Raw genomic sequence first — 13074 nt, forward strand, 5'->3', positions numbered from 1 at the left:
TCTCGCGAAGTACAGGATCTTTGTCCCTGCGGTCGAGGGGACCGCCGGCTCCACGTGCAGAGTCCGGTGCACGTAATCGGGGGGAAGTTCGCTGTGGCTCGGAGCTCGTTTCGTGCTGCCCGTTTCCGTGTACCGGCCAGACGCCTGCGCGCTGTGCGGTCGAAGATCGTGCTGCTGGTGCTGGCGCTGCTGCTGGCGATGGCCGGCCCGCCCGCGTCGCAGTTGATGCCTCCGCTGTTCGACGGACTGGACGACCTGGTCGAGGCGATGGGTGAGGCGCCCGCACAGCGCTGGGGCTCCGCGACCGAGGCGGCGCGCGAAGCGCTCGCCGAACGCCCCATCGCCGAAGCGGGGGAGAACCGCGCTGCGGCCTCCGAGCAGTCGAAGTACCCGCCGGTGTCCTTCGGCGGCGAGGTGAAGCCGGCCGCCAACGAGGTGAGCACCTCCACCAGCGAGCCGCAGGTGCACGGCTACGACGCCGCCACCAGCCAGGAGCTCGCCGCAGAGCGCGGCGAGCACGAGCGCACCTACGCCAACGCCGACGGCTCCCGCACCACCGAGTTCACCTCGGAGCCGGTGAACCACCGCACGCCCGACGGGCGAATGGAGCCGATCGACACCACGGTCGTCCCGGCCGGTGACACCCCGGAGGACGGCTGGCGCAACGCGGCGGACGCGCTTGACCTGCGCTTCGCCCGCACCGCTGGGCCGCAGGACCTGGTCGAGGTCGCTCTCGACGCCGAGCACCGGCTGTCGTTCGGCCTCGCGGGCGCGAACGCCGTCACGGGCAGTCCCGAGGCCAGCAGCCTCACCTACCCCGGTGTGTTCACCGACGCCGACCTGCGGATCGACGTGCGGCCGGGTGCGATGAAGGAGACCCTGGTCCTGCGGTCGAGGTCGGCTCCGAGGTCGTGGACGTTCCCGCTGGAGTTGACCGGTCTCACGGCCGAGATCGTCGACGGCCGGGTGGCCCTGCGCGACTCCGCAGGGGTGGAGCGGGCGCAGTTCCCCCGCGGCTTCATGGTCGACTCGAAGGTCGACCCGCTCTCCGGTGAACCCGCCCGTTCTGAAGCGGTCACCTACTCCCTCGTCCAGCACGAGGGCGGGCCCGCGCTGCGAGTGGACGTCGACGCTGCCTGGCTCGACGACCCGGCCCGCCAGTACCCCGTCCTGGTCGATCCCACGATCGAGCCGCAGACCACCAACTCCAGCATGGTGACCCAGGACGGCTTCCGCGACACCTCCGGCATCGAGCTCAAGACCGGCCGTGTGGACGGCACGACGGCAGCCACCTACCTCAAGTTCGACGGTATCGAGAACAGGCTGCGCAACTACAAGATCTTCGCCGCGCACCTGGCACTGGCCAACATCCACTCCTACTCGTGCGCGCCGCGCCCGGTGACGGTTCACGCCGTCACCGCCGTGTGGGGCACCTCGGGCGGTTACCCCGGACCCGCCCACGGCGAAGCCCTGACACAGGCGTCCTTCGCGCACGGCCGCGAGGGCTGTCCCGCCGCGTGGGAGGTCATCAACCTCGGCACCGGCGGCCGCGACCTGGTCCAGCGGTGGGTCAAGGGCGAGCAGGCCAACCACGGCCTGACGGTGCGCGCACCGGTCGACGACGTGTACGCGTGGAAGAAGTTCGCCGGACACGCCACGGGAGAGGCCGCTCCCTCGCTGTACGTGACGCACTCGCCCTACGACGTGTCCTACGAGTTCCTCAACCCCACCCCCGACCCGCCGATCACCAGGGCCAGCGACGGCAAGGTCACGCTGTCGGTCACCAACAGGGGGTCGCAGGCGTGGACACCGCAGGACTTCGTGCTGGGCTACCGGGTCTTCACCGAGTCCGGCACGCGCGTGCAGGAGGTCGAGAACGCCGCCCAGCTGCCCGGTGACGTCCCCCGTGGTCAGAGCGCCGTGCTCTCACCGACGATCCAGCGGCTCGAACCGGGCAAGTACCTCGTCGACTTCAGCATCGTCCACAAGGGACGCAAGTGGTTGTCCGACGACATGCTCCCGGTCCTGCGCCTGGTCCTGGTGGTCTACGAGCAGCCGCCCAGGCTGGTCGACCAGTACCCGCCCAACGGCTACCCCTCACCGCTGCTCACGCCGTCGCTGTGGGCCAACGCGGTGATGATCGCCCCGCCGCCCGGTGCCGTGATGAGCTACGACTTCCAGGTGTGCGAGAAGGACGCGCTGGGAAACGACACCGCCTGCTTCAACTCCGGATACCAGCAGAACCCGACGTGGACCGTTCCCGCGGGCAAGCTGCGCTGGGACAAGACCTACTACTGGCGGGTCACCCCCTACAACGGCGCCGCCTACGGTGACCCCGGCCCGCAGAGCGCGCTGCTGACCGTGGTGCCGCAGCCGGAGATCACCTCGCACCTGTCGGTGGCCCCCTACAGCGGCATCAGCAAGGACTTTGACCCGCAGACGGGCAACTACTTCAGCAGCGCGGTCGACGCCTCGGTGGCCTCCGTCGGTCCCGAGCTGACCGTGAGCCGGACCTACAACAGCCTGGACCCGCGTCGCGGCAACGCCTTCGGCGCGGGGTGGTCGACCCGCTACGACATGTCCGTCCTGCCCGACGAGGACGGCTCGGGCAACGTGGTCGTCACCCATCCCGACGGCCAGCAGGCCAGGTTCGGGCGCAACCCCGACGGCACGTTCGCCCCGCCGGGGGGCCGCTACGCGGTGCTCAACCACGAGTCCGACAGCACGTGGCGGTTGCAGGACAAGACGGGGACGGTCTACTCCTTCACCGCCGCTGGTGCGTTGAGCCGCATCGCCGACGCCCACAACCGCGTGGTGACGCTGACCCGCTCGGGCGGCAAGCTCGCCGTCGTGCGCAGTGAGGCCAGCGGCCGGTCGCTGCGCTTCACCTGGAACGGCGCCCACGTCGCCGAGGTTTCCACCGACCCGGTCGACGGGGCCGCGCTGACGTGGAAGTACACCTACGACGGTGACCTGCTGACCTCGGTGTGCAACCCGAAGGGCGAGTGCACCCGCTACGGTCACACCGCCGGGTCGCACTACCGCAGCACGGTCCTCGACGCGAACCCCGCCTCCTACTGGCGCCTGGGAGAGCCGACCGGTGACGTGGCGGCCAGTCAGGTCGCGGCCCGCGTCGGAAAGGACAACGGCAAACACGCCGCCGTCCAGCTCGGTGTGCCCGGCCCGCTGTCCGGGACCGGCGTGACCGCGGCGCGCTTCAACGGCACGGACTCGGTGGTCACCCTGCCCGAGGGGACCGCGGTCAAGAGCCGCAACGCCGCGGTGGAGCTGTGGTTCCGCTCCGACCAGGGGGCAGGCCCGCTGTTCGCCCACCAGCGCAAGGCGCTGAGCGAGGACTCCAGCGCCGCCGCCGTCCCGGTGCTCTACATCGGCGTCGACGGTCTGCTGCGCGGCCAGTTCTGGCAGGGCGAGTCCAAGCCGATCACCAGCTCCGCCCCGGTCAACGACGGCGGCTGGCACCACGTCGTGCTCTCCGGCTCCACCAGTGTGCAGACCCTCTACCTCGACGGTGTGCAGGTCGGCACCCTTGACGGCACGATCACCGCCGAGGAGGTGCCGTTCACCCAGATCGGTGCCGCCTACGCGGCGGGGACCTGGCCGAGCTGGGGCACCACGCCGCGCTGGTTCTTCGACGGCGACATCGCCGAGGTCGCCGTCTACCACCACCCGGTCGGCCTGCCCGCGGCGCGCGAGCACCGTGCCGCGGCCGCCGCGGCCGACCAGCTCGGCGAGATCGTCCTGCCCTCGGGCCGCACCGCCGCGACGATGACCTACGACACCGTGCACGACCGGCTGGCAGAACTCGTCGACGGCAACGGCGGATCGTGGGCGATCGGCACCCCGAGCACCTCCGGCAACGAGACCGACCCCGTCGTCACGGTCACCGTCACCGACCCCGGCAACAGCCCGCACGACTACGACTACGACGCGGGCCGCGGCCGCATCCTGCGCTACGCCGCCCCCCTGGGCATCACAGCCAGGGAGGACGGCAACCAGCCACGCCCCTCGCAGACCACCACTCCCACCACACCGGCGTGCACCACGCAACCGACACCGCCCAGCGGCGGCCCGATCTTCTGCGGCGGCCCGATCACCAGCCCGCCGAACTGGGAGACCGGCCCCATCAAGGGCCAGGGCGTGCGCACGTTCACCTACGACGACAAGGGCTATCAGGACTCCGTCACCAACGAGGTGGGCGCGCAGATCCGCACCACCCACGACGACCGGGGCAACCCGACCTCGTCGACGACGTGCCGGGTCGAGGGCGAGCCCTGCCAGACCAGCTACACCCGCTACCACCTCAACCCGATCGACAAGCTCGACCCGGTCAACGACAAACCCACCGAGACGCGCGACGCGCGGTCGAGCAGCGGCGACGACCAGACCTACCGCACGACCTACACCTACTCCCGCAGGGGAGACGTCGAAAGCATCACCGCGCCAGGCGGTGCGCGCAGCACCATCACCCACACCACCGTCGCCACCCCCGCCTTCGGCGGCGGCAGCGCCCCCGCCGGTCTCACCGACACCACCACCGACGAACGCGGCCAGATCACCCGCTACTCCTACCGCTCCAACGGCGACCTCGCCGAGGTCGTCACACCGACCGGGCTGATCACCCGGTTCGTCTACGACGCGATCGGGCGCAAGACCGCTCAGACGCAGATCTCCGCCGACCACCCCGGCGGACTGACCACCACCTACGCCTTCGACACCGCCTCCCGTCCCGTCGCCGTCACCAGCCCGCCCAGCCGCAACACGATCACCGGCGTCGTGCACACCACCCGCACCGCCACCGAGTTCGACGCCGACGGCCTGCAGACCAAGATCGAGGTCTCCGACCTCACCGGCGGTGACGAGGCCCGCACGACGACCTACGTCCACGACGAGCACGGCAGGCCCACCAGGACCACCGACGCCGACGGCCGCGAGACCAGCCAGGGCTTCGACTCCTTCGGCAACACCACGTGGACGGTCGACGCCGCGGGCAACCGCACCGAGTTCTCCTACACCGCACGCAACCAGGTCGCCCGGATCACGCTGAAGAACTGGCGCGGCGACCAGGGGGCGCCGACCGGCGGCGACCTCGTGCTGCAGGAGAACGTCTACGACCACGCGGGTCGGCTGGTGCTGCGCAGCGACGCCATGGGACGCACCCGCTCCTACACCTACTACCGCGACGACCTGCTGCACCAGATCTTCGCCGAGAAGGTCCGCAATCCCCAAGACCTGGTAGCCGGTGTCCCCCAGCCCCGCACCCGGACGATCGAACTGGTCCGCAACGAGTACGACGCGGCGGGGAACCTGATCAGGCAGACCGGCGGCGGCGGTGACCTGGTCACCGAACAGGTCCTCGACGTCAACGGCAGGCCCTCCAGCACGGTGGTCGACCCCACCGGCATCGCCCGCCGCACCGACTACACCTACGACGCCGGCGGCAACGTCGTGCGGGAGGTGCGCTCGGGCAAGCCGTCCAACCTGCCGTTCTTCGCCAGCGCGTCGTCCACGGTCGTGGACTACGGCTACGACGCGCCCGGCCGCCAGATCAGCCAGAGCGTCCTGGTCGGCAACACCGCGCTGACCACGAGCCGCGGTTACGACCAGCGCAACCTGCTGGTCTCCCTCACCGACGCCCGCGGCACCACCGAGGGCGCGGACCCCGCAGGCCACACCACGAACTACACCTACGACGAGATGGGCCGCCAGGTCACCTCCATCGCGCCGCCGGTGGCTGTGGAGTCCGGGGCAGGCGAGGCGAGCACGACGCGGCCGACGACGGCCACCGGCTACAACGCCTTCGATCAGCCCACGCACGTGCGCGACGCCGACGAGCGGGTGACCAGCACCGACTACGACCGTCTCGGCCGCGCGGTGCGCACCACGCTGCCGGGCTACACCCCGCCGGGCGGCGGCACGCAGATCGTCCCGACGATCACCACCTCTTACGACGCCGCGGACAACGTGGCCGCCACCACCGACGGCCGCGGGCACACCACCCGCTACACCCACGACCAGTTCAACCGGGTGATCGAGAAGCACGACCCGGCCGCGGACGGGCAGCCCGGCGGCGTGTGGCGCTACAGCTACAGCCGCGAGGGCGAACTGTTGTCGCAGACCAGCCCGCTGGGCGCCCGCACCCAGGCCACCTACGACGACCTCGGCCGCCCCCTCACCAGCACGACCCTGGAGCGCGTCCCCGCACCGGCGGCACTCACCACGGTCTTCCTCCACGACGACAGCGGCAACCTGACCAGCACCACCTCGCCGACCGGTGAGATCAGCCAGCGGCGCTACGACACCGCCGGCCAGCTCATCACGGCCGTCGATCCCGCAGGCGTGGCCGTGCAGTACGGCTATGACCAGGTGGGGCGTCGCGCGACCACGAAGGACGCGCTCGGCCGGATCAACGCCACCCGCTACGACGACGCAGGCCGCGTCACGGCCCTGCTCGACCTCGGCCCGGACGGCTCGCTGCTGCGCAAGCGAGGCTTCGAGCACGACCCGGCGGGCAACACCGTGGCCGAGACCGACGCGCTCGGCCGCACCACCAGGTTCGAGCACGACGCGCTCAACCACCTGGTGCGCCAGGTCGAGCCGGTGTCGGACACCGAGACGATCACCACGTCGTTCGGCTACGACGCGGCGGGCAACCGCACCCGCTACACCGACGGCCGCGGCAACTCGACGTTCTACGGCTTCAACTCCCTGAACCTGCCGGAGTCCGTCGTGGAACCCTCCACGCAGGCGCACCCCGCGCTGTCGGACCGCACGTGGACCGTCGCCTACGACGCCTCGGCCAACCCGGTGAAGGCCACCGCCCCCGGCGGCGTGGTGCGCGACCGCACCTACGACCACCTCAACCGGCTCACCACCGAGACCGGCACCGGTGCCGAGGCGCCAACCGCGCAGAGCAGCAGCACCTACGACCTGGCCGGCCGCCTCACCTCGGTCAGCGCCCCCGGCGGCGTCAACACCTTCTCCTACGATGACCGCGACCAGCTGGTGTCCGCGCAGGGACCGTCCGGCTCGTCGAGCTTCGCCTACGACGGCAGCGGCAGGCTCACCGAACGCACCGACGCCTCCGGCACCTCCCGCTACACCTACAACAAGGGCCGGCTCGCGACCGTCGTGGACGGGATCACCGGTGGAACCCAGGTGATGGGCTACGACGTCACCGGCCAGATGAACTCCGTCCTGCTCGGGTCCGGGCACCGCCGCAACCTGACCTTCGACGACCTGGGGCGGCCGACCGCAGACGTCGTCACCAGCACCGGAGGAACCGTCGTAGCGGCGACGGAGTACGGCTACGACCTCACCGACAACGTCACCCGCAAGAAGACCACCGGCACTGCGGGCGCGTCGGACAACACCTACGGCTACGACCACGCTGGCCGCTTGACGTCGTGGACGGTCAACGGCAACACCACGAACTACACGTGGGACGCCTCGGGCAACCGCACCGGCGCGGGCTCCAAAACCTCCGTCTACGACGAGCGCAACAGACTTCAATCCGACGGTGACTTCACCTACACCCACACCGCCCGAGGCACGCTCACCAGCCGCACCAGCGCCGGTCTGACCGACGAGCTGACCTTCGACGCCTTCGACCGGCTCGTCGGCCAGGGGGAGACCACCTACCAGTACGATGCGCTGGGACGCGTCGTGGTGCGCAACGGCAAGTCCTTCTCCTACAGCGGAACCAGTCACGCGCTGGCCGGTGACGGTACGACCGTCTACAGCCGCGGCCCAGGCGAAGAACTGATCTCGCTGAAGGAGGGCCAGGACGCCCGCGTCGCCGTCGCCGACATGCACGGCGACCTCATCGGCTGGCTTGCCCCGCAGGATGGCGGCTCCAGCCTCGTGGACTCCGTGTCCTTCGACCCGTTCGGCAAGGTCCTCTCCACCAGCGGAGAGCAGCGCTCCGCGGGCTTTCAGGGCGCGTGGACCGACCCCGACACCGGCGACGTCGACATGGGTGCACGCTGGTACGACCCCGACACCGGCTCGTTCACCTCCCGCGACACCGTCCAGGCCGGTAGCGGCGACTCGATCCTGTTCAACCGCTACGGCTACGGCAACGGATCACCACTGCGCTACAACGACCCCGACGGCCACTGGGGCTTCGACTGGGTCGGCAACGCCATCGGCAGTGTCGTGAACAAGGCGAAGAGCGCGGCGTCCAGCGCAGCTGGCTACGTCTCGAAGAAGGTCAGCTCGGTCATCAACCTGGGCAAGAACGTGGCGAAGAAGGTCGTCAACTTCATCAAGGGCAAGGCGAGCCAGTTCGGAAACTGGGTCAAGAACACCTTCAACCAGGCCATCGGCTGGGCCAAGCAGAAGTTCTCCCAGTTCACCGCCTGGGCGGGCAAGGCTGTGGACCAGCTCAAGAACACCGCCGCGAACGCGATCGACCGCATCAAGGGCTCGCTGGGCAAGGCCGTCGACTGGGGCAAGCAGAAGATCGACAAGGTCATCGGCTCGATGCCCCAGGTCGCTGGATGGGTCGTGGACAACGTCCTGGCACCCATGAGCGACTTCAGCAACCAGTACATCCTCCAGCCCATCGCCAACTCGGTGAACTACGTCATGTCCGCGATTCCGACGATTCCGGCCCGGGTCCTCAGCGCCGTCAGCGACATGAGCCTGCAGGACGCGCAGCAGACCCTGGACATGGCGTGGGACGCCGCGGTGGCGGCGAGCCCGGCGCTCGGACAGATGGCATCCTTCGGCAAGGGCGCCGTCGAAGCCACCGGTCAACTGCTGCACTTCGCCTGGTCGACCTCCTCGGTTCGGGCGGTGATGGATCCCCTGGGTTTCTTGGGCACCGCTGGGAGCATCTTCACGGGCCTCGGCACAGCTGTGCAGAATCCGGTCGCATTCGGTAAGACGATGATCGACTGGGACATGTGGGCCACTGACCCGGCACGGGCACTGGGGCACCTCGTGCCCGACGCGCTGCTGGCCATTGGTACCGGAGGTTCCGGCGTCGTGGCCAAGCGCCTAGCCGTGAACGGTGGTAAGGCGCTGGCAGAGGGTGGGGTGAAAGCGGGCCTGAAGGACCTTTTTCCCGACTGCAACAGCTTCGTGCCCGCTGCACTGGTTCTCATGGCCGATGGTTCCCGTAAGGCGATTTCTGAGGTCGAGGTCGGTGAGTTGGTCGTGGCGACCGATCCGACTACTGGCACGACGGAGCACAGGGCTGTCACCGACGTCATCGTGGGGGAGGGCGAGAAGAACCTCGTCTCGCTGACCGTTACGACTCGGAGCGGCTCGGAGGAGCTCACCGCAACAGATGGGCACCCGTTCTGGGTCGACGAGCAGGGACGTTGGATTGACGCTGAGGATCTCAGGGCCGGTGACCGCTTGCGAACGGCAGACGGTTCACCTGCCGAGGTGTCGGGTACACGGTCATACACTCAGACTCGGCGGGTCTACAACATTACAGTCGACGGTGTTCACACCTTCCATGTTCTCGTGGGCTCCGTGTCGGTGTTGGTGCACAACTGCATTTCGTTTCCGATTTTCAGGACTCCAAAGGAAGTGAATCGTGATTATGAGTTGAAGCATGGCCCTAATGCTGCGGCTCATCAGCATGGCGATAGGAGGATTTATTTCGGAGAGGAGAGTGTTGCGCTCGAATATCAGAAGAGGGGGGATTTCGCGGGCGGAACCATTAGGTATGATATGCATCCCGACTTTATGCAAGAATTTTCTGATACCGCTTGGCGGTATGACTGGAATGGGCCGAATAACCTTGCCAGGATTGAGTTTGCGATCCCAGTGGAGAGGCTTTCGGACTTCAATCGTCTTACGTTGAATAGGATTTGGATCCCTGGGAGGTCGTAGTGAACGTAAAATTGCATGACGAAGTGGATGTCCGAGTGGTGGAAGTTATGTCATGGGGTGTCAACGTGGCGGTGATGCCTAATGTCTATGGATTCATAGACATTACAAAGCTTGCAACTTGGGTGTCATCGGGGGAGGTGCCGGAAGTAGGGGAAACTTTGAGCGCAGTTGTTCTGGATGACACTAGAAGCCCGATGAGGCTCAGTTCGCTTCCGGGCGACCGTGTTACTGCCGGCAGGTTGCGTGACCGACGTCGAAGTGAAAGTGGCGGTTAAAGTGGGGGTGTTGAATCTGTTCGATTTATTTGCTGCTACCGCTCGAAAATTCAGGCTAGTGATTATGGCGTTTGCGGCGCTTCTTTTGGTGGGGCAGGTGCAGGTAACTGCTGCACCTACCGCCGTCGCCGCTGATGACGTTCCTGTGACTCAGGCGGTGGAGTGCCGGTCGTCCGCGTCGATCTACGCGCGGGTCAACGGTGGTGACCTGCGGCTGTACCAGCACAACGATCCCGGTGCGGGTGCCTCGGAGTGGGGTGCTGTGAAATTGATCGAGCCGGGATGGGGTGGAGTCACCTTCGCCGGGCCGGGCAACGTCGTCTATAGCCTCGTTAGTGGTGAGTTGCGCAGGTTGCAGTACAACGGTAGCGGCTGGGATCAGGTCGGCGGGCAGAACTACGAAGTCGTCTACCCGATCGGCTTCGGCTGGGACGCGGCTCCTTACAACAACCGCATCTCCGCCGACTCGCGGGGCGATGTCTACCGCGTTGGCTCGGACGGTGTGCTGAAGTGGTTGCGCTGGGATCCGGTCGCCAAGACGACGGCCACGCGGGAGATCGAGTCGGGGTGGAACCGCTTCGATCTGGTCGTCGCGGCGGGTGATGGTGTTCTTTACGCCCGTGACCCGAGCCTCAACGGCGGGAACCTGTACCGGTTCCAGTACGACGTGTCCGGGCAGAGGTGGATCCAGCGCGACCTCTCCGTGGGGGTCGGCTGGAACTTGCACGCGGGGGTGTTCTCGCCCGGTGCGGACATCCTCTACGGCCACACCAAGGACCCTGGCGGCCACGGTCCGGGTGAGCTGTTCTGGTACCGCCACAACCAGAAGGGGTTCGAGATCGGCACCCGGACCTACCTGGGCTGGGGCTGGGGCAACGGCCGTGACTGGGACGTCACGGCCTCCACTGACACGTGCGTGCTCGTCCCGGCCAACGCCTCACCGGTCCGCTGCACCGCCACGGTGCCGATCGCCGCTCGCATAGGCGGTGGTGATGTGCGGCAGTACTTTCACGACGATCCGATCACGGGCAGTGCGAACTGGACTCCGGAGAAGCGCATCGCCGTGGGCTGGACCGGGCGGGTGCTGGCCGGGCCGGACGGCCTCGTCTACAACATCATGGGCAACGGCGAGTTGCGCAGGTTCCGCTGGAACGGCACCGCGTTCGACGTCGTGGACGGAGCCGAGTTCCAGACCATCGACACCGGTTGGATCGGCTATGAGGAGCTCTTCTTCCGCAACCGGGTCACGATCGACGCGGAGGGTGACTTCTACACCCTGCAGCACGACGAGAAGCTGCGCTGGAAGCGGTACAACACCACCACCAAGAAGTGGGACGTCCGGGTCATCGACACGGGCATGGGCAGGTTCGATCTGATCGTCGCCGCGGGCAAGGGCGTCATCTACGCTCGCGATCCCAGCGTCGACGGCGGACGGCTCTACCGCTTCCACTACGACGCCGCCTCCCAGCGCCTGACCCAGCGTGAGCAGTTCGTCAGCAGCGGGTGGAACAAGTACGGCGGGGTGTTCTCGCCCGGTGCGGACATCCTCTACAGCCGCACTGCGGGCGTCGGTGAGAACGGCAACACCGGTGAGCTGAACTGGATGCGCTTCGACCAGAACGGTCACACCACGGCGGGCCGCAAGTATCTGGGCTGGGGCTGGGGCAACGGCCCGGACTGGGACGTCAGCGCCGCCCCGAACACCTGCGAGCTGACGAACTCCACCACGCCGGTGCGGCCGGCGGTCGCCGCAACGTCCAACGGGCGGCAGAGCATCGTGCAGGTCACCGACGGCAGCATCGCGCACTCCTACGTCAACGCGGCGGGGGCGCTGGTGCACGGCAAGCAGCGCAGCGTGTCCGACATCCGGTCGGTCTCCTGGACCGTCGCGCCGGGCTATCAGTCCTTCACCGCAAGCCCGGCGAGCGTGGAGCTGTCCGACGGCAGGCTTCAGGTCCTCGCCCACGGCAGGGACAGCGAAATCCGCTCCGATCGCACCACGACCAAGGACGGGCCGTGGGCGGGTCTGGCCGCAGCGGGTGGGTTCACCGCCGCCGCGCCCGTGACGGTGAAAGATTCCGCCGGCAGGGCGGTGTCCTTCGCGGTGGACGGTGACGGCGTGCTGTGGTCGCGCACGCAGGACGGGACCGACAACGACCTGACGGCGTGGAAGCGGCTGGGCGGGCAGAACCTCGCCGCGCTGCCGCCCACCGTGGTGCGCGTCGGCGACGTGCTGCGGATCGTGGCGCTCGGCCGTGACGGAGTCCACCGCACGGCCAACTACACCGGAGGCGCCCTCGGGACCTGGACAGGGCTGGGTGGCGCGAACTGGGTCGGCGAGGCGTCGGTCGTGGCACTGGCCAGCGGCGCGCTGCAGGTGTTCGCGCGCGGCGCCGACAACCTGATCCACACCCAGGTCGAGGGTGCGGCCGGGTTCACCGGGTCCTGGACCGCACTGCCGGACATCATCGCCGGTGGAACGCCTTCGGCGCTGCTGACCCCGCAGGGGAACGTGGAAGTCGTGGTCCGCGACGCCAACGGACAGGTCCGCAGCTCGGGAACGGTGGCACCGGGAGCGACGGCGTTCCGCGACTGGTCGCTGGCCGGAACCGACGAGGCCGCCACCGACCTGGCCGTCCTCGCGATGAGCAACGGCACGTGGGTGCTCGTCTTCCGCGACTCAAAGGGGGTGAACTACCTCTACCAGGACATCTCGTCCCAGCAGCCGACCGCGACGCAGCGCAGCGCGGCCCCGACCGCGCCGGTCTTCGAACGCTACGTGCTCGACTGACCCCAGGGGAGAGGTGTGGGGGGGGGGGGGGGGGGGGGCGGGCGCCGCCCCCCCCCCCCCCCCCCGCCGCCGTGCTCAGCCCCAGGTGAGCGGATCGAGGTGGAGGTAGAAGCGCAGGCGGTCGGGGTCGAGGGCGGTGCC

2 protein-coding genes are annotated in these 13074 nt (G+C 68.4%); both read left to right on the plus strand.

Annotation, left to right across the window (positions count from 1 at the left end):
* Nucleotides 1-153 precede the first annotated feature (153 nt).
* Nucleotides 154-9867, plus strand: coding sequence for a polymorphic toxin-type HINT domain-containing protein (locus IMZ35_RS28680; protein ID WP_199444337.1), 9714 nt, complete (start codon nt 154-156; stop codon nt 9865-9867).
* A gap of 243 nt (nt 9868-10110) precedes the next feature.
* Nucleotides 10111-12933 carry a tachylectin-related carbohydrate-binding protein gene (locus IMZ35_RS28685; protein WP_199444338.1) on the plus strand — a complete coding sequence of 941 codons (2823 nt, stop codon included), beginning with the start codon at nt 10111-10113 and terminating at the stop codon, nt 12931-12933.
* Nucleotides 12934-13074 lie beyond the last annotated feature (141 nt).

The sequence above is a fragment of the Umezawaea beigongshangensis genome (assembly GCF_016464305.1).
Classification (GTDB): domain Bacteria; phylum Actinomycetota; class Actinomycetes; order Mycobacteriales; family Pseudonocardiaceae; genus Umezawaea_A; species Umezawaea_A beigongshangensis.